The sequence below is a fragment of the Rahnella sp. WP5 genome, from assembly GCF_000745615.1.
Taxonomy (GTDB): Bacteria; Pseudomonadota; Gammaproteobacteria; order Enterobacterales; family Enterobacteriaceae; genus Rahnella; species Rahnella aceris.
In genome coordinates this window covers 213,093-238,831 of the sequence record NZ_JQJR01000005.1, presented here as the reverse complement: position 1 = coordinate 238,831, position 25,739 = coordinate 213,093, and the positions used below count along the sequence as shown (strand labels likewise).

The window sequence follows — 25,739 nt, the reverse complement described above, 5'->3', positions numbered from 1 at the left end:
TGCGGCAGGTAGCCAGCGGCGTCATCAGAATCGCTCAAAAAGGGAATACGGCGTCCTGACGCGCCGGTACTAAGTATTCGGTGCGGCCTGACGCGGCTTAATCGATTTGCGCAGTAAATTCGCCGTCAGCGCCAGCAGGAAAATGGCCGCCTGCACCAGAACGATTGTCGGCCCGGTCGCAGCATCAATATAGAAGCTGATAAAAGTGCCTGAGATGGCTGCAAAAAGTGACGTCGTCACGGAAACCACCAGCATCTTCGTCAACGTCTTACACAGCAGAAACGCCGTAATGCCCGGCGTAATCAGCATCGCCACCACCAGCACCACACCGACAGCCTGTAACGCTGCGACGATGGTCAGTGCCAGCATACACAACAACGCATAGTGATAAAAACGTACCGGCAGCCCGATGACTTTCGCCTGTACAGGATCAAAACAAAACAGCATCAGGTCTTTAAATTTGAGGATAATCGCCAGCGTCACGACAGCGGCGATGATCAGGGTTTGCAACATTTCACTGTCGGTCACACCCAGCACGTTGCCAAACAAAATGTGGCTGAGATGCTGCTCGGTATTCACCCGCGAGAACAGCACCAGACCACCGGCAAACATACCGGAGAATACGATCCCCATTACCGAATCTTCTTTCACCCGGCAATGTTCTTTGATGAAACCCGTCGCGACCGCGCAAAACAGGCCGGAACCGAACGCGCCAATCACCAGCGGGATTCCTGCCAGATAGGCCAGCACTACGCCCGGAAGGACCGCATGAGAAATGGCGTCCCCCATCAGCGACCAGCCTTTGAGTACCAGAAAACAGGAAAACATTGCGCAGACGATACTGGTGGCCGCAGCGGTCAGCAGAGCACGTTGCATAAAATCGAAGCTCAGCGGCTCCATCAGCACATCAAACCAGGACATCATGCGCGGCTCCGGTTTTTAATGCGGAAATGATTCACCAGCCAGCCATGTTTCGGCGCGAACAAGAACGCCAGCAGGAAGACGGTGGTTTGCAGACAAACAATCACCCCGCCGGTTGCACCATCGAGGAAATAACTCAGCCATGCCCCCGCTGCACTGGTCACTGCACCGATGATCACAGAAATAATGAGCAGATGTGAAAAACGGTCTGACAGCAGATAGGCCGTTGCGCCGGGTGTGATGACCATTGCGATCACTAAAATTGCGCCGACAGTTTGTAACGCCGCTACGCTGCACGCGCTGAAAATAGTGAAGAAAATCACTTTCAGCCACAGCGGCGAAAGGCCGACCGAAACCGCATGCGCTTCGTCGAAAAATACCGCCAGCAGGTCACGCCAGATAAGACACAGCACCAGCAGCGAAACGCCGACAATAATTTGTACCTGTAAAATATCGGCGTCATCAATCCCTAAAATATTGCCGAACAGAATCGACTGCACGTTAACGGATGTCGGGTTAAGCGACACCAGTAACAGGCCAAGGGCAAAGAACGTGGAGAACACGAAACCGATAATCGCGTCTTCCCGCAGTTTGGTGAAGTGACGCAACAGTGTCATGCAAAGTGCGGCCAGAATACCAGTCCCGAATGCGCCGATCGCGTAGGGAAAGCCCAGCGCGTAAGCGCCTGCGACACCGGGCACTACCGAATGCGACAACGCATCGCCCATCAGTGACCAGCCTTTGAGCATCAGATACGCCGATAAAAAGGCACACACTGCACCGACCCCCGCACTCACCCAGATGGCTTTCACCATATAGTTGTACTGAAACGGCTCAAGCAACAGTTCGGTCATACCGCCCGCCTCACCGGTTCTTGTGGCACCAGATAGCCGATATTACGCAGCGCACCGCCAAAGGTATTTTCAAGATTCTGATGGGTAAAGGTAGTTTCCAGCGGACCGGAAGCCATCACCGTGCGGTTAATCAGCACCACGCGATCACAAAAATCGGGCACGCTGGCGATGTTGTGCGTCGACACCAGAATCAGATGTCCTTCCTCGCGCAGTTGTCGCAGCAATTCGATAATGGCGTTTTCAGTTTTGATATCCACGCCGGTAAACGGTTCATCAAGCAACATCACCCGCCCCTGTTGTGCCAGCGCACGCGCCAGGAAAACGCGTTTTTTCTGACCGCCGGAAAGCTCGCCAATCTGGCGGTGGGCCAGCTCCGTCAGCCCAACACGCGCCAGCGCGGAAGCAACCTGTTTTTTATCTTCCTGTGAGGGAATGCGCAGAAACGACATTTTGCCATAGCGCCCCATCATCACCACATCGCGCACCAGCACCGGGAAATTCCAGTCCACCTCTTCCGACTGCGGCACATACGCGATCAGATTTTGTTTCAGTGCTTTGGCGACATTGAGACCATCAAGTGTCACCCGCCCGTGCGTCGGACGGATAATCCCCATAATGGTTTTAAACAGCGTGGATTTACCGCTGCCGTTCACGCCCAGCAGTGCGCAAATCGAGCCGCCGTGCAGCGTGAACGAGGCATTCTCAATCGCGGTATGCCCGTTGTTGTAGGTCACCGAAATATCATCAACCTTGAGATGCAGCCTGGTGTCACTCATTGTCCGAACCCTTCTGCGATGGTACTCACCGTGACTTTCAGCAAATCAATGTAAGTCGGCACCGGCCCGTCAGCGGCAGACAGTGAATCGACATACAACACGCCGCCATATTTCGCGCCCGTCTCTTTACTGACCTGCTTCGCCGGTTTGTCCGAGATTGTGCTTTCGCTGAATACCACCGGGATATTTTGCTGACGCACCAGATCGATGATTTTTTTCACCTGCTGCGGCGTACCCTGTTCTTCCGCGTTGATCGGCCACAGGTAGGCTTCTTTCAATCCATAATCTTTCGCCAGATAACTGAACGCGCCTTCGCTGGTCACCAGCCAGCGCTGTCCTTCCGGGATTTTCGCCAGACGCTCACGCAGCGGCGCATCGAGCAGGCTGATTTTTTCGGCATAATTTTTAGCATTGCGGTCATAAACGGCGGCGTTTTCAGGGTCATATTTCACCAGCGCGGCGCGGATATTTTCGACGTAAACCAGCGCATTTTTCGCGGACATCCAGGCATGAGGGTTTGGATTGCCGACATACGGTCCTTCCTGAATAGGCAGAGGCGCGATGCCGTCCGTCACTGTCGCAGAAGGCACATTCCTGATGTTGGCAAAAAAACGACCAAACCAGCGTTCAAGGTTAAAACCGTTCCACAAAATGAGATCCGCCGACTGGGTTTTCACGATGTCGCGCGGCGTCGGCTGGTAATCGTGAATTTCTGCGCCGGGTTTGGTGATGGATTCTACCGTTGCCGCATCACCGGCAACGTTCTGCGCGATATCCTGGATCACTGTGAAAGTGGTGACGACTTTAAACTTCTTTTTGTCTTTTTCGGCCGCCTGCACGTTTCCGGTGATCAGCGCCACGATCATCCCGACCAGCATCAGTCGCAAACGAAACGGCGAATAGCTGAATAATTTTAAAATGCTTTGTCCTTTTTCCATGAAATTTCTCCTGTCACTCTGCGCATTAACCGGCGGTTTATTATTCAGGTATAGCACAGGCTATACTCCATAGCCAAGGCAAAGTTTTCAGAAATTGGTAGATGTGTGTACTTGGTTTACAATGCGTGAGTTGCCGTGGTGTACGCGGCAACGGTAAAAACCGTTGAGCAAGAAAGAGGCAGGCGTAGTGAAAGAAAAAAAAATAAATCCATTACTGGATGTGGAAGAACACGCTCAGGGTTTTTTACAGGTGCGCGAGGCACATCGCCGGGAATTAATGGACGATTACGTTGAGCTGATTTCAGACTTAATCCACGAATTTGGCGAAGCGCGTCAGGTCGATTTGGCCGCGCGGCTGGGGGTTTCTCAGCCTACCGTCGCAAAAACGCTCAAACGGCTGGCCAATGCCGGGCTGGTTCATCAGTTACCCTATCGCGGAACCTTCCTTACGCCTGAAGGTGAGCGGCTGGCAGCGGAAAACCGCGAGCGTCATAACGTCGTAGAAGCGTTCTTTATTGCCCTTGGGATCAGCCTCGAAACCGCGCGCCTCGATGCAGAAGGTGTTGAGCATCACGTCAGCGATGAAACGCTTGAAGCGTTCAGACGCTTTACGGCAGAGAAAAAATCCTGATTTAACGCCGCATCTCATCCGCCGCCGGGTTGGTTTTTTAACAGAACCGGGCGGTTTTCCCCGATATTCCCACGCCCTCTCCGATGTTCGTAAAGTAATCTTTTCCCGTGAATTTTTTGCTCACAATTGCTGGCGTTACCTTGTCAGATTCACCCTGATCTCCCGCCAACCTTTTCCCACACTTGGGCGTATCGTTACGCTCAGGAATGGTGGCATTTAAGCCATTCCCTGTATCCGATCATTGCGCGTCGAGGTTGTTATGAAAAGGTTGTTGTTGATGCTGACCGCTGGCGTGCTGATGTCTGCCAGCTTTGCATCGTTTGCCTATGGCTATTACGGGCATGGTTATTATGGTCACGGCTACTATCACGGTGGATACGGTGGACCGCGCATTATCGTCGGCATCCCCTGGGGACCACCACCGCCTCCGGTGTATTACGGGCCGCCGCCGGTGGTCTACGTTACACCAGCACAACCGCAGACATATGTTGAGAAAACTCCTGACTATGCCTATTACTGCCAAAATCCTGCGGGCTACTATCCGCATGTGCAGCGCTGTCCGCGCGGCTGGATGAAGGTGGTTGTAGGTGATTCCGCACCGCGTTAACAGGCGATAATTTCATGAACAGGTTCACTCCGCTGGCGGTTATCGCCCTGACTGCAGCGCTTTCCGGCTGCGTTTCTCCTCCCACCCGGCCCGATGTGATGGTGTTACCCGGCACCGGTAAGGATTATCAGCAATTCCGTATGGATGAAATGGCCTGCCGGAATGACGCCTACAACAGTGTTAACGGCGGCGCACAAACAGCCAACAATAACGCAGTCAATACCGCCGCGGCAGGCACCGTTGTAGGTGCAGCGGCGGGTGCGCTGCTAGGCGCGGCGTCTCATCAGGCCGGAGCGGGCGCGCTGGTTGGCGCAGGCAGTGGTTTGTTGATTGGCAGCGCGATGGGCAGTAACGGCGCAGGTGCCAGCAGCGGTAATTTGCAGGATCAGTACGATACCGTCTACACCCAGTGCATGTACGCCAAAGGCAATAAAGTGCCGGTCGATGCCAGCTATGGTTACAGTGCGCAACCTCAGGCACAGTCAGAGGTGCCACCGGACTACTATCCGGCCCCGCCGGGAAACAACGATGTTCCTCCGGATTACGTACCTTAAGTTTTTGCACAATTAAAAAGGCTGCCCGTTCTCTGGCAGCCTTTTGTTTCAGTTCACTTTTCTTCAGTCTTTCGTCGTTCAGGCAAACGGCGCACGGTCATTAAGCACATCATCGATAATGTTCAGCACACCCTCATCGCTGTTTGATGGTGCCGTGTATTTTGCGGCAGCTTTGGCCGCTGCCGAGGCGTTTTCCATCGCAAAACCAAATCCGCAATAGCTGAGCATTTCGAGATCATTTCCGCTATCACCGAAGGCCAGCACTTCCTCATCCCGGATACCGTAGATTTTCTGGATTTTTTGCAGGCCGCAGGCTTTGTGATTTCCGCTGATGATCAGATCCACCGAACCGTGCCCGCTGGTAACCGGCGCAACAATATTGCCCAGATGGCGGGTAATTTCGCCCATAAGCGGATAAACGTCATCCTCCCTATAGCTAAGCGCGAATTTGAAAATCGTGTCGTTGATTTCGGCATAATCGCTCACTTTGCTCAGGCGGTGATAGTAACGACGCATCCGGCTGATAAAGGCTTCATCGGTGCCGTTCAGTACATACGCGCCCTTTCTGCCGCAAACGATGGTGTTAATGCCCGGTGTCCGGCTGATCCAGTGCAGTACGTCAGCGACCTGTTCAGGTTCGAGTTTGCCGCAATAAACTTCTTCTTTTTTGTCGACGACATAACCCCCACCTTCCGCCACATAGGCAATCTGTTCATCGATGTCATCGAAGAAAGATTTAAGCTGGTAATACTGATTACCACTGGCCACCACAAATTTGATATCGCGCGCCAGCAGTTGCTGATATTGCTCGCGAAAACGGATTTTATTGTATTCATGTTGCGGGTTCAGAAAGGTTCCATCCATGTCTACGGCAATAAGTTTTACGGCCATCACAGCTCCTTGCAGGGTCGGATTTTTATCATTAACAGTAAAAGAAGGCTGACGGGGTTGAGGCGCCAGCGGGCAAATTTGCTACTCAGTTATAAAACCTTGATCTTTGAAAACAATCAATACTTCAGTTTGTATGCGCCAAACGTGATGATAAGAAACGCGGCAGCTACCGCCGAAAATGCCACATATAAACTGGATAAATGGGCGATAAAGCCAATGACTGCCGGGCCACCGAGCACACCGAGATACCCAAGTGTGGCAACCATCGCCACAGACATATTCACCGGCATCACTTTCTCCTGGCCTGCGAGGGTAATCAGTACTGGTACGATATTGGCCGCACCGATACCGACCAGCGCAAACCCGCATAACGGCAGGATCCAGCCCGGTAACAGCACCACCATCAGGTAACCGGCGATCCCCAGCACACCGCCCACCACCAGAATTCTTTTGCGTCCCAGCGCGCTGACAATGGCATCGCCGGTCAGGCGCATCAGCGACATCGCGACAGCAAACACCGCAAAGCCCCAGCCTGCATGTTCCAGCGCCAGGCCGCGCTCACGAGTCAGAAATACGCCACCCCAGTCGAGCACCGCTCCTTCAGCCATAAAACAGATCATCGCCATCACGGCCATCAGCGCAAGGCGAAAATTCGGCCTCGCTTTGGGTTTGCCCTCAGCCCCTTCTTCCTCATGCGCGCCAAACGGTAACATGCCGCGGAAAGACCAGGCAGTCACGATGACAACCAGCGCCACGGCAAAAAACGTGCTGCCGAGCGGCGAAATACCGGCACTGAGCAGTAACGCGCCGCCACCGGCCCCGGCAATACCGCCGACGCTCCACAGGCAATGAAAGCCAGACATCAGCGGTTTATCCGCTGCCTGTTCAACCAGCGTTCCCTGCACATTGACCGCAACATCAGCCAGACCAATTCCCATGCCGAAAATAAACAGACTCAGCGCCAGCAACCCGATATCACTGAATACCGCCAGCAACGGCAACATCAGGCAATACAGCACCACGGCGGCCACAATCACTGCCCGGCAACCGAAGCGGCCAATAATCCGACCGGAACCCAGCATCGACAACAGTGACCCCGCGCCCAGGCACAGCAACAGTAATCCGAGATCACCCGCTTCGGAATGCGTACGCAACTGCGCGTAAGGCACCAGCGCCGCCCACAACCCCATCGCCATGCCGGTAACAAAAAATATAGCCCGCGTGGCGACACGTCGGGCAGGACTTCCGGCATGCGCGTTTACACTTTCCATTTCAGATGACAGTGACATCAGGTTCCCCCGGCAGAAAATTAATTATTAAAAGACTTTTAATAAGTGGCGAGTATAGAGGTGAGGGCAAAAAAAAGTCAATACGGATTACTCACCGAAAGCGACGTACAGATTGTAATTATGCAGGGTCAGTTCGGTGATGCCTTGCAGATAATCCTTACGCATGGAGGGGCGGTAAGTCAGTTCAGGCATATGTTGCGCGGGAATATACTGCTGGCAGAGTACCGTCAGTTGCGGGATCAGCGCTTCGCTGATTTTAGGGCCGGAGAGTGCAATGGTGACCGGGTTGATAATCGCCGTCAGCGAGACAATCACTTTTGCCATCTCCTCCGCCACCGGCAGCGTGTTCAGATGCTCAAACGGCAGGTTGGAAACTTCACCGGCAAACTGGCTTGCGCCCTGTAATACCTGTCCGTTAATCACCATCCCGCATCCGAGACAAGGGACATCCGGCTTAAATACATAGGCAACCGGCGCAGTGACGCCGGCACAACTGCTGCGGTAAAAACCCCAGGCGGTATAGTTCATGTCGTTATCGACTTGCACGTACAGGCCAAAACGGTCACGCAGTTGTTGTTCGATGGCAACACCGGCAAACACCGTGATATCGCAGGTCGCGACGGTGCCTTTCACCACCACACCCGGCAATCCAACGCCCAGCGCTTTAATATTCGGGTAATCTGCCAGCAGCGATTCAATCTGCTGATAAAACGTTGCCAGCATCAGCGGCAAAAAACGAACTTCGCCCTGAGCCAGGCTTTCACCCGTGGCTGAATTCACCGACCAGATAATCTGCGCCGCCGCGTCACTGCCCTGTGCATACAAACTCAGTACGGAGAAGAAGTCCGGGTTATATGCATAGCGCTGCGCCGGACGCCCGCCACGAGAAACTTCCAGTTCCAGCGCCAGTACCTCATGGCGCAGACTCAGTTCATTAAGCACCGCACCACATGTCGCAATGCTCAGCCCGGTAGCAACCGCTAAATCTGCTTTTGTTGCCGACCCCAGTGATTTCAATGCATTAGTGACCAGCACAACATTGTTGATCTTCATTTCACGGGTGGTACGGTTGAGCGGAGTGAACATGTTGCCTCGGGGAATACGGGTAAGAATGAGGGCTAATTTAGCACAAAGTGGAATAATGCTCCGGTTGTCTGACGACAAAAGTCTGCACGCAATGCCATAACCGGCTATAAAAAGTGTTCAGTTTCAATGGAGGCACCCATGATTTCACACATCTGTATCGGCGTTAACGACTTTGAGCGCGCCTACAAATTTTATGCCACGGTGATGGCTGAACTGGGGCATATCCTGAAGTTTTGTGACGATGAAAAACCCTGGGCGGCGTGGATGGCACCTGATGCACCCCGCCCGTTATTTTTGATAGGCAAACCTCTTGATGGCGATACCGCCAGCGCCGGTAACGGCCAGATGGTGGCATTGCTGGCAAAAACACGTCAAACGGTTGATCGGATCTATGAATACGCTATCGCCAATGGCGCAAGGGACGAAGGCCAGCCGGGATTACGTCCGCATTATCATGCGGATTATTACGGCGCGTATTTCCGCGACGCCGATGGTAATAAACTGTGTATTTGTTGTCATGAACCGCAGGTCTGAACCCCTTTCCGCATTATTCGACGTTTTGCACAAGTCTGCCGAGTTCAGTCTCGGCTTCCCCTTCGTGATATCCGTCAGTAAAGCAGGCTCCGGTCACGGGTTCGCTGAGATCAGGGAAGTGATAGACCGCATTCACGCACGACGGACCGCCGCCTGAGTGACCTGCCGAGCGTCCGGCTTTTCCCATTGCGCCGCTCATCAGCCCGAGCGCGTAACCGCATTCGGTCCACGGTCGCCCTTCAAGGGCTCCGCCGAGCGGGTATGTCACCCGCATTTCAGCCAGCGACGCCGGGCTGAGGAGTTTGCCGGTGAATAAACCGTGCAACAGTCTGGCGGCGTCCCGCACATTGCCTGCCAGACAGCCGTGATACACCCAGCCCGGATCGTACTTTCCGGCGGCTTCACAGTGAAGTTGCGCGAACTCTTCGCGCGTGGTGGCAAGAGAAATGCTGGTGAGCCCGAGCGGTGTGGTGATGATGTCTGCCACCAGTTGCGCAAAACTTTGTCCGGACGCGGCTTCAATCTGCTCGCGGGCCAGCATGTAGCCGACATTGGAATAGGACCAGCCTTCACCGGGTGCAAACAGCATGCCTTTGGCTAAGGCGGCATTGAGTAATTTTTGGCGCTCCCAGGGTTGCTCACCGGCAGCGACAGCGTCGTGATAGATTTTCAGCGAGCCGTAATCCGGCAATCCGGCGGTGTGGTTGAGCAGCTGCCGCAGTGTATAAGCCGCGCCGTCAATGCGGCTGTCGGGCTGCAAAACGCCACGTTCACTGAGCTTCAGCGCGCAAATCGCTATCGTGGTTTTGGTGAAACTCCAGTAAGGAAAACGGGCCTCGAAATCCCCTTGCCCCCTTTCTTCCCCTGAGGCTGAAATACAATAAGAATGGAATTGATGCATGACTAACCTCATCGCATGAAAGAAAACGGGCAAGGCCGAAGAATAGCTGATAACAGACTGCTCTGAGTTCCCGGAATGCGCATTCATCTCTCACCGGAGATCGGGTATATTGGTACGCAGATCACAAAAATCCCTTAAAGGAAGACGTCGCACTATGAGTTATCGTTTCACCCTGGCTGCCGTAGCAGCCGTTTTAGCCCTGACAGGATGCGCAAAATCGAAAACCGCCGACCAGGCACCGGCTTTCGATTTTGGCTCCACGCGGGTGACCGTAACGCACGTCCCGACCAAAACCGACGACGGCACCAAGCTGTATGTGACCATTGATGGTAAAGATGCCGGTGCGCTGGGGATTGGCGAGAGTATGGAATTACAACTTCCGGAGGGCAAACATAAAGTCGGCGGCTATGCCCGTTCACTTGTTGGCCGCGTGACCATATCCCCTGTCGAAGTGGCCACTTCGCGCGATGTGATCAGTCATGTAACCTATTCGGTTGCGAACCTCAAACCGACATTCCTCGTTCGCGCGTCAACGCCGGTTCCGAAACCGAAGTCAGAATCAATTCCGGCAGAACCCGTTCCGAGCATTCCGAGCATGCCAGCGCAAATTGAAGATCCTGCCGCAGCTGAACAGACGCAAACTGTAGCGCCTGCCGCGCCGGTAGCAACTCAGCAAACGCAGACTGCCACACCTGCCGCGCCGGTAGCAACTCAGCAAACGCAGACTGTAACACCTGCCGCGCCGGTAACGACTCCGCAAACGCAAACTGCAACACCTGCCGCACCGGTAACGACTCCGCAAACGCAAACTGCAACACCTGCCGCACCGGTAACCACGCAGGGGACGCAGACGCCGAACATCACCGAACTGACGCCCGTCACTCAGTCGCCAGCATCACAAGCGACGCAGGATTCAGCAGCGTCTGTTATCACAGATTTAACCTCCTCCGCTCCGCAAACTTAATCCGCCTTTACCGCTGGTGCCTGATGCACCGGCGGTTGACCTGTGGCCTTCCTCAGAATTTCACCACCGCACCCAGCTCAATCACCCGGTTTGGTGGAATATGATAATGTTCCGGCGCACGCAGAGAATTTCGCTGCAACACCTGGAATAGTTTTCCGCGTGCCTTCAGGTACCACGGGCGCGGCTCGCCGAGAATAAAGGTGTCGCGCGACATAAAAAATGAGGTTTCATTCATGTTGCTTTGCAGGCCTTCCAGCCCGCAACGATAAAGGATATCCGTCACATTCGGCTTTTCCCGCCAGCCATAACGGGCGATAACCCGCCAGAATGCCGGTGAAAGCTGTTCGATAATCACCCGCTGTACGTTATGCACATACGGCACATCCTCGGTGACGATAGTCAGTAACACCACGCGCTCATGCAATATCTTGTTGTGCTTGAGGTTATGCAACAACACCAGCGGCACTTCATATTGCCCGCGCGACATCACCACGGCCGTTCCCGGCACCCTTTGTGGCGGCGCTTTTTCAAGCGAGGTAATCAGAGCCTCCAGCGCTTCCGGATCCTGACGCAAGCGGCGCAGCAACCGCGAACGTTCCGTTTTCCAGGTCAGCATGATCACCAGAATGGTCAGCCCGATTGCCACTGGCAACCAGCCGCCCGAGAAAATTTTGCTCAGGTTGGCGGCAAACAACGGTACATCAATCAGCAACATGGCCGTGATCACCAGGCCGCCAGCCCAGCTTTTCCATCCCCAGTTTTTAATCATCACAATGCCGATCAGCACAGACGTGATCACCATCGTACCGGTGACCACAATACCGTACGCCGAGGCCAGATTGCTGGAATGTTTGAAGCTGACGATCGCAATCAGCACGGCAAAATACAGCAGCCAGTTGACGACCGGAATGTAGATTTGCCCCGACTCCACATCGGAGGTGTAAATAATGCGCATCGGCGGCAAATAGCCCATACGCACGGCCTGACGCGTCAGAGAGAACACGCCGGAAATCACCGCCTGCGAAGCAATGACGGTCGCCAGCGTGGCCAGCACCAGCAACGGAACCAGCGCCCAGTCAGGTGCCAGCAGGAAAAACGGATTCTTAATGGCCGCAGGCTGGCTGAGTAACAACGCGCCCTGCCCGAAATAATTCATCACCAGCGAAGGCCCGACCAGCACAAACCAGGCGATGCGGATGGGTTTCTTACCAAAATGCCCCATATCTGCATATAGCGCTTCGCCACCGGTGACTGAAAGCACCACCATACCGAGTGCGAAAAACGACACGGTTTTGAATTCCACAAAGAAATGCACCGCCCAGTAAGGGTTGAGCGCCTGTAATACGTCAGGATTACGCACGATGCCGCCGATGCCCAGCGCGCCAATCGTGATAAACCATACCACCATCACCGGGGCGAAAATTTTCCCCACGCTACCGGTACCGTTCTTCTGAATAAAAAACAGCAGCGTCAGAACAGCAATAGAAAACGGAATGATAAAGCGGTCGAGCGATGGCTCGATAATTTCCAGCCCTTCAATCGCCGAAAGCACCGAGATGGCAGGCGTGATAACGCCGTCACCATAGAAGAAGCTGCCGCCGACCAGGCCGATAAACATAATGCACGGGATCCAGCGCGGATTCAGATTGCGGATAGCCAGCGCCATCAGGGTGAGAATGCCGCCCTCCCCGTCGTTATCAGCCCGCATGACGAAACTGATGTATTTAACGGAGACGACCAGCATGAGAAGCCAGAAAATCAATGACAGAAAGCCGAACAGCGCGCTTTGCGTCACGGTGATGCCCGCCTGTCCGGTCAGGCATTCACGCAGGGTATACAACGGGCTGGTACCGATGTCACCATAGACAACACCGATACAGGCCACGGTCACAGTAAGCAGCGATGATTTATTTTTAGTTTGCTTCATGAGTGGCTTCACAATTTCCGGGACGACGTTGGTCGTCCCACAGAAAGAGTATAGATACACTCGTACGCCATCGGGTATAGATGAACGCTTTATTATTCAAGGCTAACTTTTGACATTAAGGGCATGATAGTCATGCGTAAAGCGAACCGGTTTAAGGGGGCTTACACATGACGCTCATCTCTGTGAAAGGGATCTTTAACGAGAAATGTCAATAACCGGAACGCCAGGATTACATTTTTTCATCCGTTCAACTAACTTGTACAACCTTTCGTTAATCTCTAGGGTCGCTTGCCGAGTCGGACGTATAGTCTTAGGTGCTACAAAAATCCCCGCTATTTTAATCTCACGCGTCGGAGGTAATCCCTGATAAGTATTAATATCCGGACGACCAATAAGCAGGATCTCATTATGCCATTGGTAATTAGTGTTCTTGAGTATCTTTTGGGGTGGCTGAATTTGATTGTAACCACCGGGAGCAATGATTTCTTTCTTTTTAGATCTGCCCGCGAAAATATTGTCAGCAAGGGCAAAACGGTTATAGACCATACCATTACTGACACCCGCATGATTAGGGAACCATACATCACCGCTGAATGTTCCCATTATATTTTGCACCGGCACATCGAGAATAAAGCCTGCTTCAAAAAATAATCCTGATTGCGATCTGACCGTGAGTCCGGCCCCCAGCCGGAAACCGGCCAGCACGTTATCCAGATCAATGAATGAACTTGAAATAATATCCCAGGTTTTAAAAACATCTCTGCCCGGTTTCATGAGCAGTGGTGTATTCACATAGTTAGCAGAAACCGTGTGAATCAGCAGTTGCCTTTTTTTATCACGAGCGGCCCATTTCTTCAACGCTTTGACTTTATCTGCATCGGGAGACTTTAACTGTTTTTTACCAAACATAATGTAACTCCATTACATGATTACTATTAATAAATTCTTCAGATGTGCTTTTCAAATAAATACATAAAATAGATTGAATTTAACGCTTCGATTCTTTGTGAGACCTGCTTTAATAATGCCGAATTAAACTGATCGGTATTTTCATTTTGCTGACTGAGTTGCCAGAGTAGGGTTTCAGCGGGCACACCATTGCGCTGCAGGTCCTGCCGTATCTGATATACCGCTGTTTTCAATTCTGACACGGTCATATATTGGCTGTGTTTCTTTTCAGCGTTCAGCAACCGGGCTTCAAGCTCATCAAGATGTTTATTAGCAAGCACTAAACCGTCCAGCGCCGGAATATCTCCCGCCTTTTCATCTACTGTGCGCTGCCATTGAGCACTGTACTGATTTCCCGGATAGGCTTTTTCCAGATGATCAGACAATATTTCACCCTGACGCAGCAATACATCAGAGGGTTGTTCGCTCAGCCATGTCAGCACCGGCGCCGCCTGCGCTAGCACTGCCTCTTTTTGCGCATTCAGATCGGCTTCAGGCGCTTTGTTCCAGGCGTCATTTATTTGACGCTCACTGTGTTGCAATGTCAGTAACGGGACGCTCAACTTTTCACTAAAACTCAACGTCTGTGATGAGAACCAGAACGCCGCAGCGACGGCGCAAACCGCTATGCCAGCAGCCATTCCACCGAGCCCCCACAATAACGGGCGCGGGTGATGTGTCTCAGCAAGCTGGATTTCAACCGGTTCTACATCAGGTACGATGTCAGTCAGCAGTGCAGCGACATTTTTCTCACTCAATACCTGAGGAGTCTTATCTACGGGCTCACGTATCGCTTTCGTCACTTTGGCGTGGACCGGATACGGCACGGAACGACAGCGAACCTGCAGGAAATAATGCAGATTGTTCAGCGAGTCATGGCTGCGTGATTGCAGGTTTTTGGACTGTGTGCACAGCACACCGATACTTCTTTCTACCTGTCGCATTTCCGCGCTGTTTTCCGGCCCGTACTCCAGCGTATAAATATGCGTCGCCACATTGGCATTGAACCAGTCGATCAACTGCTGTCGCTGCTGAACGGCGGCCACCGGCGGCCAGCAGCGCTGGCTGTTGTGGGTAAATGCCGTCGAAAGCAGATCGAGTGCCAGCGCCAGCCCTTTCCAGCTCTTAAGCCGCAGATTGATGAGACAAAACCACATGCCACTCTGCAGGTCGTAGCCATATTCATGGAACAGCTGAAAACACCGTTCTTCCAGCGCATTCCAGTCCAGTCTGGCGGGAATGGTGCCGTTCAGCGGGCTTAGCTCACTGCTGAGCAACAGAAAGGATTTGCTGAGCCTCGGATCGTGCCCGTTAATTTTCAGTGCGCGCAAATTCACCGGTTTTTCATGGTTATCCTTTTCCTGTCACTCAGACGGGTTGTTTCGCGGCAGAGCGTTTTGACGCTGGCTGTTTCGTCAGAGTGAGCTGATCTTTACTGACACCAACCTGCAGGCGGATATCGGCTTTGCTTTCGACCGCCAGCAGACGATCGGTCAGCAACGGCAGCAATTCCCGATTCAGGACGGCATCAATTTCGCGCGCCCCGCTTTGTTCGACCTGACAGCGGCTGGCCATGAACTCCACCACTTTTTCGCTGTAGCTCAGGGAGGAATTACCTTCACCGGCACCGCTAAAGCGTTTGCACACTTTATCGATTTTGAGACGGATGATTTTTGCCAGTGTTTCGCCCACGACCGGCAGATAAGGGATCAGCTGTAAACGTCCCATCAGCGCCGGACGGAAGTACTGATCGAATTCAGGCCGCAGGAGTGCTGTCAACGCTTTCTGATCCGTATTTCCGGCGGCACAGGCGGTCATCACGCGATCGCTGGCCAGATTGCTGGTCAGAATAATCAGGGTATTGCGGAAATTGATCAGTTGGCCTTCAGCGTCTTCCATCACGCCTTTATCAAATACCTGATAGAAAATTTCCATCACATCCGGATGGGCTTTCTCAACTTCATCGAGCAGCACTACGCTGTATGGACGACGACGCACCGCCTCGGTCAGCACACCGCCCTGCCCATACCCCACATACCCGGGCGGGGAACCTTTCAGGCCTGATACAGAATGTGCTTCCTGATATTCGGACATATTGATGGTAATTAAACTTTGCTCGCCACCGAAAAGCAGCTCAGACAAGGCCAGCGCCGTTTCTGTTTTCCCAACTCCGGAGGGCCCGGCCAGCATAAAGACGCCGGTCGGCTTAACCGGATCCGCCAGATTGGCGCGCCCGATGCGGATTTGCTGCGCAATGTCCGCTAATGCGTGGGATTGCCCGATCACCCGGCTTTCCAGACGTGCAACCAGATCGCCAAGCTGTTGCTGCTCTTTTTCCATCATCCGGCCCAGCGGAATACCGGTCCAGCCAGCAATCACGTCTGCGACACAGGTCGCATCCACGCAGTCATATACCAGAGCTTGATCTTTATGCATCTCAGCCAGTTGCGCACGCAATGCGGCAATCTGCGCCACATCCTCGATACTATTAATTTGCGCCACGATCTGCTGTTGCTGACGCCAGACCGGCAGCAGTGCCTCTAAACTTTGCTTCAGTTCGCTTTCACGCTGGTCCAGCCATTTCACCCGGGAGGGATTCTCGCCCTCTTTCAGCAGACTTTCCCGCTCAGTGTGAATGTTGCTGATCATCGCATTAAGATCTTCGATCTCTTTGGGCTCATGGCACTGTGAAATCGCCACCCGAGCGCAGGCGGTGTCCAGCAAGCTGATGGATTTGTCCGGCAACTGGCGGCCAGAAATATAGCGGCTGGAGAGGCGGACAGCGGCCACGAGCGCGCTTTCGAGGATTTGCACGCCATGATGTTTACTGAGAGCCGGTTTCAGGGATCGCAGCATGGCGATGGCGGTCTCTTCATCAGGCTCCGCCACTTTGATCACCTGAAAACGTCGTGCCAGGGCAGCATCTTTCTCAAAATATTTTTTGTATTCAGCCCAGGTGGTGGCTGCCACCACGCGCATTTCCCCGCGAGCCAGCGCTGGTTTAAGCAGGTTAGCAGCGTCGTTCTGACCGGCCTGCCCCCCCGCGCCAATCAGTGTATGCGCCTCATCAATGAACAGAATGACCGGAGACGGGTATTCTTTCACTTCACGCAACAGGGTTTGCAGGCGGTTTTCAAATTCGCCTTTCACGCTGGCACCGGCCTGAAGCAACCCCATATCCAGCGACAGAATCTCCATTGACTTCAGCGCTTCCGGTACAGTGCCATCCGCAATTCGCTGTGCCAGCCCTTCAACCAGCGCGGTTTTCCCCACTCCCGGTTCACCGGTCAGCACCGGGTTGTTCTGACGGCGGCGTAATAGCACGTCGATCAATTGACGAATTTCAGGCTCGCGACCCAGCGCGGGATCCAGTGCCGCATCACGCGCCTGTTCAGTCAGGTTACGGGTAAATTTCATCACCGCGGAATCCGTATTGTGGCGGGTTGCAGCAGGATGATTCGTGGCCTGTGCCGGTGCGCAGGCATCGTGCAGCAACCGGTCAGCGCGATCAACCTGACACAGCAGCGCCTGCTGTAAGGCTGACGACAGGTGGATCTGATTGTCTTTTTCACTGGCAAGCAGGCTACCCAGAAAGGCCTGTACCGGCAGTTGTGTTTGCTGCCAGCAGGCACTGGCGTGCAACCAGGATTTCTCCAGGTGTTCGACCAGCAGCTCCGATAATACCGGGCTACGCGTATTGCCGCTGCGCAGGTGGTTGAGGCTGACTTTCAGCGCATCGACTAACGCATCACCCCGCAATCCGGCATTCAGACAGAGTTGCTCAATCAGCGCAGGCTGACGGGTCACCAGTGCGAGCAGTAAATGCTCGATGTCCACTTCGTGATGCGTACGGCTGACGGCCAGACTGATCGCGGCATCAAGGCACTCACGTGCCTCGACATTCATTTTCTCTACAATTTTCTTCAGGTAATTACCCATAAATTATCCTTTCTAAATTTTTCAAAAGGCGTCCTGACCAGACGCTCAGTGACATCCGGTAATGCGGACAGGCAGTTGCGAGAACGCACTCTTCAGCGCTGTCGGTCGTTGTTTTTCCGCTTTTTTAAGGCCGGTTTCCTGCTGCGCCTCAGCGTTGTCATTCAGTGCCTGATTGAGTTCCTGCCACTGATGCCAGCGATCCTGCAACGCGTTCTGTGAGCCGCTCTGATAACGCACCATGACTTCTTTGATGCCCAGTGCCGTCAGCTGAGCGGCATCATCCGGGAAATCTTCCGCTTTGAAACGATGCTGCCCGTCGGAAATGTCCTGCAGGAAATCAGGCCATGCGGCGTCGCCGAAGTATTCGTACGTCAGATCAAAACCAGGGAACTTGATCACCAGCGTGGCACGGCTGCAATGCCCCGGACGCCAGCGGAATGCCGCCTGTTCGCTGAAGTTCATGCTATTGAGCTTCCACTGTTGCTCATCGCAGAACAGCGTCAACTGAGTGCCCACCGGCATCAGCCGCGCACCGCCGGGAATGGTGGCAGGCAGGCTTTTAAGCGTCAGTTCCAGCGGTTTTGCTTCCAGTGCCGCCATTTGAGCCTCCAGATCGGCCTGCTCATCTTTCAGGGCGGCCAGCGCATCGTCATTGCGGGTATTTTCACGTTCCGGCATCGCCAGCACGTCATCCGGACGCAACACGTGATTGACCATTCGCAGAAATTCCGGTGTCAGGCCCGGTGTCTGCCCGTTGAATTCGCCCGCTTTTGGCCCGTTATCTTCAACCACCAGCACACTTTTTGCCGGTCCACGGATAAAGTCAGACAGGTATTGCCACGCCAGATCCTGTTGGTCGTCGTACTCCAGACGGCTGGCATTATTTTCCATTGGCCACAGCACCCGGCTCTGCCATTGCTGTTCAAGCCAGCAGGCAGAACGCTGCATGGCATGTGCCACCAGCCAGTGCGCATCATTCTGATACAACGCCCACACCGCGTTGGTGGCAAAATCATCGCGTTCCGCCGACAGGCTCTTACGCAGCACGTTAAAACGGCTGTCGAGTAACTGCAGTGGATTGCTGTCGCCCGCCGCTCCGGTCTGGAACAGTCCGCGCGTCAGACGATCGCTGCTTTTCGGCGTAGCAAACACGTCCGAAACCGCCGCATGCAGACTGTTTTTCCAGGCATTCCAGTTTTTCACATTGAGATCGGAAAGCACGGGTGTCAGGGTTTTGCTGTCGATTTTCAGCAGTGCTGAAATTTTCTTCTGAAAAGACTGCTGGACCTTGCTGATACGCGGTATCAGCGCACCGGGTACCGACATAGCCTGTAACTGATTCAACCGGCGCAGCTCACGCAACCAGGGCTCGGCATCCTGAGCACGGATGTCTTCTAGTTGTTCATTGACGTAACGGGAAAATTTCATTGATGGGCTGTTACCCTGATCGAGCGTAATCAGCGCGGTTTGCCACTCTTCGCTGGTCAGCTCCGGGGCGGGTTGCTGGTTCATCGCCAGCATCATCGTCATCCATTGCGTCTGGCGCAGCGCAGGCCAGTGCTGTTCAAAAGCCACTAGCGCAGGCATCGGGACCTGTTCACCTCCTGCGCGACGGATTTCCTTCAACCAGCCCTGAATTTGTGCGGTGCCCTGTAGCGTCCACAGACCACTGACCTGCGTTTTATCCTCAGACGAGGGCATGAAATCCGTCAGATTCACTGGCGTCAGATCGCCTGAAGGAGCCACCAGCCATGCCATCTGCGGATCACTGTTGACCAAACGTCCGAGCAATTCGCGCAGTACCACAAGTTGCTTGCCGCCTTCCGGCAACTGTAACAGCGCGCGTTGCAACACCACATCCTGTTGATAGGGTAAGGACACGGTGGCCCCGGTCATGCTCAGCGCCGCGGGAACCGGCGCCTGTTTTATCAGCTCACTGACCGGCTGCTTTTCCCACATGGCCTGTTTAGTGATAAGCGTGCTTGCCAGGTTCAGAATCAACTCGCGTTTTTGCTGTGGATCGGCGTCGGTGAACAGCTGCTGGTAGTTATCTGCTATCTCCCGCAGGTTCACCTTATCGCGTGGGGATGCAGCAAGAATGCTGGCCTCAAGCTGCGTATGGCGATGGTTGAGAACGGGAACAAAAGGTAAATATTTCAGCGGATGTGCATTCCAGTGCTCAATGCTCTCAAGCTGCTGAACCTGCGCCGTGACATCCATTTTCGCGGGCGAGCCCCCGGTGAGGCGGTTGGTGAAATAACCGGACACCAGCACATAGGTTATTGCCAGCACACTGAAGGTCATCGCCCCCCATTTATGCAGATAGCGACGGCCAAACCCAACAGGCTCAATTTCACGCTGGCGGCTTAGTTCAGGCAGTAATCGGGCCATCAGGTCATGGATAAAGAAAGCCTGACGCGAAGCACTGTTTTTGCTGACAGGTTCAGTGGCGGTAAACCAGATACCACCCAGTGCTGCGGGCTGAAAGTAAGCGTCCGGCTCACACAGGGCGGCCAGATAACGTTGCAGTGCAGGTTGCAACTTCGGTAGCTGTTCAGGGAAATCCATCAACGCCAGCGTGTCGCCATCCGGTTCGCCGCCCGAAAGCATGCTGACCCGCACTTTATCCAGTCCGTCTTTCACGCACGTAAACAGCGGATCCAGCAAGGCCGGATCTTTCCCGTCGACGACAGGCGAACGGCGCCAGTAGTAACCCAGCGGTTGCTGGCGCTGTTCGGCGGAGAGATTATTGGCCCAGTGGCTGAAACCGGGCACCCGGTCACAACAAGTGATAAACAGATACACCGGCAGACGGCGTTTGACTTTACTGACCAGCGGTTCGATCTGCGTGCGGATATGCCGCGCATGCAGATGCAGTTCCGCGTCATCTTTTTCGAGCAACTCACTGACCGATACGCACACCACGATGCCACCCGGCGCAGGCAGACGGGCACACCAGTTCACCAGACGCAACCAGCCGCGCTCGAAGGCCGGGGTTTTATTCAGAAAATGGCTGGAGAGGTCGAGAAAACCTGCGGAGCGAAAAAACCACCAGCGTAAGGTGCGGGTCGGCACAACCAGAGAACTTTCCGGTTCATTGGAAAACAGCGGTAATCCTGCACCGGCCATCAGCGTCGTTTTACCACTTCGCCCGCCAGTGAGTATAAACCAGGGTATTGGCTGTTTGCGTCTTCTGATGCGCTTAATTACCGCAGCCCCGGTTTTCCAGTGTTCGAATAAAACATATTCCAGCCGGGTGAGTTTAAATCTTGCCTTCAGGGAGGAGAGATATTTCGCCTGCGCCATACCGGAAACAGATCCCCAGACAAACCGGGAAAATAAAACGGCAATGATCAATATCAGCCACAAAATTAATGCATGAAGGAGTGTTTGTTCGAAAACAACAGACATGACAACACAAACAATAAGTAACAGGCACAGAAATAGTGTCCATGCGACAAAGGAAAGTAATTTTTTAAACATGATAGGTTACCTGAAAAATATCCCTAAGCCGGTGGACAAAATCACTAAATAGACGACAACAGGCAGTGCCAGTAACAGCCCTTTACGCTGGCGTAGTTTTTTCACCACCGTTTTATTTTTTTCGCCGCCGCCTGCGTCCTGTTCAACCAGCAAGGCATTGTTCGGCCACTGACGCCAGGCTTGTGGCAAGCACTGCCGCTCATCCTCGATGCGCTGTTGCAAAAGCTGCGCATCCTGTGAGGTATATTTTCCGTGGAAGCCCATCAGCAGACAGAACAGATATACCATTCTCAGTTGTGTATTGGTTTTATCGGTTTGATCCAGCCGGTCGAAAAACGCTTCGCCGCCGACAGAAATATCAAAATAATATTTCTGCAACAGATTACTTCGCCATTCTTTCACCCACTCCGCGCGGGATCTTAATACCCGCTCATCTACCCACAGCACCACCGCGAAATAAGCATCATCGCACTCTGCTTTTTCATGATGACGTTCTGACTCAAGCAGGGCCTGCTGTAATAAAGTAATAATTTTTTCGCGAAACTCTCTGTAATCAGAATATTCCTGCGGATTAATAAAAAACGCCGTCACATAGCGAAACAGCGGTAAATAACAATTGAGCAAACTCATCATGAAGGCACCACAAATATAATCTGCACCTGAAGATCTTCCGGCATGTCTGGCCAGTAGAAGGAAATGCTGCTGTGCTGCCGGGCTTTGTTCCACAACTCGCTATCCTGCTCGACAAGGAAATAATGCGAATCTCTGCGGTTTGGTACACCCCGCGGTGGCTGTGGACAACGAACTACCGGAATGCCCGGCAGAGCATGCTGGATCAGCGGTTCAATCATTCTTGGTGAGGCCAGTTTGATGCCCCCCGGATTTTTTATCTGACGATTTTCCATCGGCATGCTGGCGGAACGTAACAGCAGCAGTACCGTTTCGGGATTTTTACTCTGCGCGCTGTCAAAGCTTCCGGTGAACACGCCCTGAAGATCGTTTTCCAGCGTGATATACGTATTGTCCTCAAGCACCAGACTGTTCAACAAGGTAATCAGCGTCTTACGGGCGCTTTCGAAACAACTCAGCAATTCATTGTGGTTGTAGGTTTGCAGTGAATTTTCACCGTCGTGCCACTCACCAAGGAAGGTGCAGCTGTCATTGAATGAGGAAAGATCGCCCACCAGCTGGCACAACACGTTGTAGACCTGCCACGGATGAACCTGGCGCGCCTGACAGAAATTTTTCAGTTGTGGCAACATCCGGTTGAGAGAACGCATCGCTAACAACTGTGTCACCTGGTCGCCACGGTCGGCATCACTGACCAGTCGCTCTGAGCGTTTGTATTCTTCAAGCTTCCTGGCCCGCGCACTCAGTTCAAAATAAATAGTGTCAATCAGCTTGCCGAGGCTGAATGATCCAAAAAGCGTCACGGAAGGTGGCGAGAATGTCGGATCGAGGATCACCCGTTCGTTTTCATAACGCAGTCGGGTGAGTGGAATGCATTCGCAGTCAACCGCATCGTCTTTTTCAACGTCCGTCAGCAACCTGACGTTGTAGCACAGGCGTGCCACTGCAGCATCCGGCGCATGATCATAGACATCTTTCATCACCCGCTCTTCGCTGGTGTTGATCCAGCGCGTGACGGCGCGATCATGCTCTTTTTCCAGCGTGGTGACATTACTGTGCAGCGGATCAAAGCGACGTAAAGCCAGCCAGATGGTCAGCGGCTGATCGCGCTGTTTCCAGAGGTCACGGAAGTTGCGTTGTTCAACACGGCTGTTGCCGGGCAGCGAGAGCAAGGTACCGCCGGGCAAAATACAACGGATCTGCTCAACGCTGATCACGTAGTCGCTCAGTGCTGCTTCATTAATACTGACCTCAATCAGCCCGTGATTATAGGGCTGCGCCAGCCGCAAATGCTGCGCGAGGTTCCATTCATAATGCAGGTCAAGTGACTGAAAGTGCTGCGGTTGCAGATAAAGCCCGGAATGCCAGTAAATTTGCTGTTGTTCTGGATACATTATTTTTTCTCTCCGGCAACAGGGACATCTGCACTGACAATGCTTTCACTGCCTAAGGTCACAGAAAGAGTGACCGGCGCTAAATGCGCCTGCCAGACAGGCTCCCACCAGCCAGTGCTCTCAGACTCTACCGGCACCAGTGCGCTGACCATGTGTTTCTTTACCGGGAACGGATAGTAGCCTGCGACCAGCGCCACATTGCGGGTATCTCGGGCGCGATCAATATGCACCGTGTTGGTTTGTCCCGGCATCATGACGTAACGATCCACCTGCAAAACGTCTCCTTCGCTGCCGGCACCGGCAAACAAGCTTTTCAGCGTCGCGGGATTATCCAGTATTTTATCCAGCGTCGGTTTATCCTTGGCTTGTAGCAGTAATACTGTACAGCTGTTGGGCATGTCGTTCAGGCTGTTCAGCCCCGGCTCAGCCCGCAGTTGCAGAGTGATAGCCCCATTCGCGAAAGGCGCAGCCACTTCGCTGATCGCCTTCTGACGGCTTTGCCCATCATCTGACGCGCAACCTGCCAGCAGCATGACACTCAGTATCAGCCCGGTCAGTCCCCTTTTCCCCCTCATTCTCTGCCGTGTCCTTTCAATACTTTGTTGATATCGCGCATACTGCTGTCATCCTGCAACATCTCTTCCAGCCATTCGGTCAACGTCATAGCCGCCCAGCGCGCCGCACGCTCCATCAGAAAAGGGACGGGGCTTGACGGTTCGGTCTGGCGGAAAAAATGGGCAATGGTCAGCATCTGGCTGATGGCCAGATCCCGTGACATCGTTTGTTTTTTGGTGTTATTCATCAGTGAACTGACGTCATTGGCTTGCTCATCTTCGTCAGGCATTAATACGTTAAGGGTCATCACGTCGTCATAAGCCGGTGCCGCACGGTCAAACAGGCGTTTCACAAATTCCTGCATTTCGGCGACGGCACTACGCATCTGCCCCATTGCCAGAGAATCAGCCTGCGGATTCAGCTGACCATAGAGGGTTTCAAGCGTATCCAGCATAGTCATCAGTTGAGTTAACGCCTCGTTCTGTGCCGCAACTTTCTGCGGATCCAGTGTGGCAGCCCAACGGTTGAAGGTATCCATCGAGAAATCATCGTCACTGCCCCGTTCCGCAGCGCTGTCAGGTTTCATCGTCACCCGGTGCTCATAAGCGAGCACCTTGCGCCAGTGATCCAGCGTGCTTTCCGGCTGACCAAACAACGGATGACAATGCAGCAGTTGCGCCAGCTGGCGGTCCAGACGATTGATCATGCCATGGCGGATCACCAGGCCGTCCTCATCCTGTTCCGGCCAGCCGTTTTGCCAGTAAGTCTGGATAAACGGCGTCAGAAAACCGACGCCCTCCAGCAGCCCCGCGATGCCGTGTTGCTGGCTCAACCCTTCAATCAGCCAGCAGGCAACCTGAAAATCTTTGCTTTCCGCCTGCAACACCTTCGCGCTTAAGCGAACAACTTTGCTCCAGTCGGCTTTCCGTAATTCCGTGGCCCATTCGCCCTGCGGCAAATAGTCAGGATCGCTTTCCCGCGCCTCACGGATCTCGTTATAGACCTGCTCATATTCCATATTGCGGCCAGCGGGCCGATCGTCACTGACCGGGGCGAGCAAAGACTCAACATTCATTATCATTTCAATACACTCTATGAAATCAGTACGGTCGGACAACCCGCAACAATGGTTCCGCCATGCGCCGTGCTGTCGCCCATCCGCGCTGCGGGTTTACCGCCAATCAGCACTTTCGTGCTGCCCATGATGACCGAATCCGGTGGTCCGACGCACACTGCCATCGAGCCCATAGTCGCGGCAGGCATACCTCCGATAAGTACGGTCGGCGTACCGGGAGTGGTCACCGGTCCGCCAACGTGGGGAATCGGGGGTAAGCCGGGTGTCACCATCGGGCAAACATGCATATCGCCAACGCGAGCAGCGGGCTGTCCCATCAGTAACCTCCCCCGGCAGCGTGCCACTCAGAAAGCAATGTCTGTGCTCCCTTAAGTGGCGCGTCTTCCGCCGCGATCGCCACGCTGAGCAATTTCAACGCACAATGGAGCATCAGACGGGACAAATGGGGTTCTGGGTACACCGCATCGAACTCTGCGGGTGTCATGCTGCCTTGCATCCAGAACAGTGACAGGCCGAGCGCGCCAACGGGGGTATCAAACCCGAGCTGTTCTGCCTGCTGGAAAATACGGAAACGCCGGTCATCATCAGGATTTGCCAGCCACTGATGGATTTCACTGGCACATTGCTGCATCGCGGGTTCCTGTGATTCAGGGCGGGTCAGCGCCTTTTGCAGCGTCCATGCCAGCAGTTTCTCCTGCACAGAATCAGCCGCCACGCTTGCCAGCGCATCTTCCCAGCGTTCTGCGATCATCAGTTGCGCTGCGTTTTCAGCGCCGTTTTGCAGCGGGTTGTAAGCAGCAAGCGCTTCCGGCGTGAGTAGTTTTTCTTTCATGTTATTCATT

At 53.7% G+C, this 25,739-nt stretch carries 24 protein-coding genes; 5 read left to right on the top strand and 19 right to left on the bottom strand.

All coding sequences use genetic code 11. The features are described 5' to 3' along the window. Positions 1 to 69 precede the first annotated feature (69 nt). From EX31_RS01095 to EX31_RS01080, 4 genes are read right to left on the bottom strand one after another with little or no spacing between them, the layout of a single operon-like run. On the bottom strand, positions 70 to 924 hold the full coding sequence (locus tag EX31_RS01095; RefSeq protein ID WP_014416695.1) for a metal ABC transporter permease: 855 nt from the start codon (positions 922 to 924) through the stop codon (positions 70 to 72). After that, complete coding sequence (locus EX31_RS01090) at positions 921 to 1,775, bottom strand: metal ABC transporter permease (RefSeq protein WP_013578202.1); 855 nt, start codon at positions 1,773 to 1,775, stop codon at positions 921 to 923. Before EX31_RS01090 ends, EX31_RS01095 begins: the two co-directional genes overlap by 4 nt. Further along, positions 1,772 to 2,551 carry an ATP-binding cassette domain-containing protein gene (locus tag EX31_RS01085; RefSeq protein WP_037032910.1) on the bottom strand — a complete coding sequence of 260 codons (780 nt, stop codon included), beginning with the start codon at positions 2,549 to 2,551 and terminating at the stop codon, positions 1,772 to 1,774. The genes EX31_RS01090 and EX31_RS01085 overlap by 4 nt, the downstream gene beginning before the upstream one ends. Continuing rightward, the gene (locus EX31_RS01080; RefSeq protein ID WP_037032908.1) at positions 2,548 to 3,489 is read right to left on the bottom strand and encodes a metal ABC transporter substrate-binding protein; all 942 of its coding nucleotides are present in this window, start codon (positions 3,487 to 3,489) and stop codon (positions 2,548 to 2,550) included. Before EX31_RS01080 ends, EX31_RS01085 begins: the two co-directional genes overlap by 4 nt. 187 nt (positions 3,490 to 3,676) lie before the next feature. Between EX31_RS01080 and mntR the strand changes: the two genes are divergently transcribed. From mntR to EX31_RS01065, 3 genes are all read left to right on the top strand, one after another. Then, complete coding sequence (mntR, locus tag EX31_RS01075) at positions 3,677 to 4,120, top strand: manganese-binding transcriptional regulator MntR (RefSeq protein ID WP_037032906.1); 444 nt, start codon at positions 3,677 to 3,679, stop codon at positions 4,118 to 4,120. A 259-nt stretch (positions 4,121 to 4,379) separates the two neighbouring features. Then, the gene (locus EX31_RS01070) at positions 4,380 to 4,727 is read left to right on the top strand and encodes a hypothetical protein (protein ID WP_013578198.1); all 348 of its coding nucleotides are present in this window, start codon (positions 4,380 to 4,382) and stop codon (positions 4,725 to 4,727) included. 14 nt (positions 4,728 to 4,741) lie between these two features. Beyond that, on the top strand, positions 4,742 to 5,281 hold the full coding sequence (locus EX31_RS01065; RefSeq protein WP_013578197.1) for a glycine zipper family protein: 540 nt from the start codon (positions 4,742 to 4,744) through the stop codon (positions 5,279 to 5,281). Positions 5,282 to 5,359: 78 nt separating this feature from the next. On the opposite strand, the gene EX31_RS01060 is transcribed toward EX31_RS01065, so the two are convergent. The 3 genes from EX31_RS01060 to EX31_RS01050 form a co-directional block, all read right to left on the bottom strand. Beyond that, positions 5,360 to 6,172, bottom strand: a complete 813-nt coding sequence (locus EX31_RS01060; RefSeq protein WP_037032902.1) for a Cof-type HAD-IIB family hydrolase — start codon at positions 6,170 to 6,172, stop codon at positions 5,360 to 5,362. Between the two features lie 116 nt (positions 6,173 to 6,288). Then, the gene (locus EX31_RS01055) at positions 6,289 to 7,461 is read right to left on the bottom strand and encodes an MFS transporter (protein ID WP_051930971.1); all 1,173 of its coding nucleotides are present in this window, start codon (positions 7,459 to 7,461) and stop codon (positions 6,289 to 6,291) included. A gap of 87 nt (positions 7,462 to 7,548) precedes the next feature. Beyond that, positions 7,549 to 8,547: an ROK family protein gene (locus EX31_RS01050; protein ID WP_037032899.1), complete on the bottom strand. Its 999-nt coding sequence runs from the start codon at positions 8,545 to 8,547 to the stop codon at positions 7,549 to 7,551. Positions 8,548 to 8,685: 138 nt separating this feature from the next. Between EX31_RS01050 and EX31_RS01045 the strand changes: the two genes are divergently transcribed. Continuing rightward, entirely contained in the window at positions 8,686 to 9,081 is a 396-nt protein-coding gene (locus EX31_RS01045) for a VOC family protein (RefSeq protein WP_037032896.1), read from the top strand. 13 nt (positions 9,082 to 9,094) lie between these two features. Here the strand turns inward: EX31_RS01045 and EX31_RS01040 are convergent, their stop codons facing one another. Beyond that, positions 9,095 to 9,982 carry a serine hydrolase domain-containing protein gene (locus EX31_RS01040; protein WP_037032892.1) on the bottom strand — a complete coding sequence of 296 codons (888 nt, stop codon included), beginning with the start codon at positions 9,980 to 9,982 and terminating at the stop codon, positions 9,095 to 9,097. 154 nt (positions 9,983 to 10,136) lie between these two features. Here EX31_RS01040 and EX31_RS01035 point away from each other — a divergent pair, with 154 nt between their 5' ends. After that, entirely contained in the window at positions 10,137 to 10,946 is an 810-nt protein-coding gene (locus EX31_RS01035) for a hypothetical protein (RefSeq protein WP_037032890.1), read from the top strand. 52 nt (positions 10,947 to 10,998) lie between these two features. Here EX31_RS01035 and kup read toward each other — a convergent pair whose 3' ends face one another. The 11 genes from kup to EX31_RS00980 form a co-directional block, all read right to left on the bottom strand. Beyond that, positions 10,999 to 12,873: a low affinity potassium transporter Kup gene (gene kup / locus EX31_RS01030; protein ID WP_037032889.1), complete on the bottom strand. Its 1,875-nt coding sequence runs from the start codon at positions 12,871 to 12,873 to the stop codon at positions 10,999 to 11,001. A 195-nt stretch (positions 12,874 to 13,068) separates the two neighbouring features. Next, complete coding sequence (locus EX31_RS01025) at positions 13,069 to 13,782, bottom strand: hypothetical protein (RefSeq protein ID WP_037032888.1); 714 nt, start codon at positions 13,780 to 13,782, stop codon at positions 13,069 to 13,071. 38 nt (positions 13,783 to 13,820) lie between these two features. After that, on the bottom strand, positions 13,821 to 15,158 hold the full coding sequence (locus tag EX31_RS01020; protein WP_037032887.1) for a VasL domain-containing protein: 1,338 nt from the start codon (positions 15,156 to 15,158) through the stop codon (positions 13,821 to 13,823). Positions 15,159 to 15,189: 31 nt separating this feature from the next. Then, a complete protein-coding gene (tssH, locus tag EX31_RS01015) occupies positions 15,190 to 17,760 on the bottom strand; it encodes a type VI secretion system ATPase TssH (RefSeq protein ID WP_037032886.1) in 2,571 nt (856 codons plus the stop codon). Between the two features lie 45 nt (positions 17,761 to 17,805). After that, positions 17,806 to 21,243, bottom strand: a complete 3,438-nt coding sequence (locus EX31_RS01010) for a type VI secretion protein IcmF/TssM N-terminal domain-containing protein (protein WP_037032885.1) — start codon at positions 21,241 to 21,243, stop codon at positions 17,806 to 17,808. 6 nt (positions 21,244 to 21,249) lie between these two features. After that, the gene (locus tag EX31_RS01005; RefSeq protein ID WP_013578185.1) at positions 21,250 to 21,876 is read right to left on the bottom strand and encodes a DotU family type IV/VI secretion system protein; all 627 of its coding nucleotides are present in this window, start codon (positions 21,874 to 21,876) and stop codon (positions 21,250 to 21,252) included. Continuing rightward, the gene (tssK, locus tag EX31_RS01000; protein WP_037032883.1) at positions 21,873 to 23,267 is read right to left on the bottom strand and encodes a type VI secretion system baseplate subunit TssK; all 1,395 of its coding nucleotides are present in this window, start codon (positions 23,265 to 23,267) and stop codon (positions 21,873 to 21,875) included. Before tssK ends, EX31_RS01005 begins: the two co-directional genes overlap by 4 nt. Continuing rightward, positions 23,267 to 23,842, bottom strand: a complete 576-nt coding sequence (locus EX31_RS00995; protein WP_037032877.1) for a type VI secretion lipoprotein TssJ — start codon at positions 23,840 to 23,842, stop codon at positions 23,267 to 23,269. The genes tssK and EX31_RS00995 overlap by 1 nt, the downstream gene beginning before the upstream one ends. Further along, entirely contained in the window at positions 23,839 to 24,903 is a 1,065-nt protein-coding gene (tssA, locus tag EX31_RS00990) for a type VI secretion system protein TssA (protein ID WP_037032874.1), read from the bottom strand. Before tssA ends, EX31_RS00995 begins: the two co-directional genes overlap by 4 nt. Before the next feature lie 11 nt (positions 24,904 to 24,914). After that, positions 24,915 to 25,214: a PAAR domain-containing protein gene (locus EX31_RS00985; protein WP_013578181.1), complete on the bottom strand. Its 300-nt coding sequence runs from the start codon at positions 25,212 to 25,214 to the stop codon at positions 24,915 to 24,917. Continuing rightward, on the bottom strand, positions 25,214 to 25,729 hold the full coding sequence (locus tag EX31_RS00980; protein WP_037032872.1) for a DUF6931 family protein: 516 nt from the start codon (positions 25,727 to 25,729) through the stop codon (positions 25,214 to 25,216). Before EX31_RS00980 ends, EX31_RS00985 begins: the two co-directional genes overlap by 1 nt. Positions 25,730 to 25,739 lie beyond the last annotated feature (10 nt).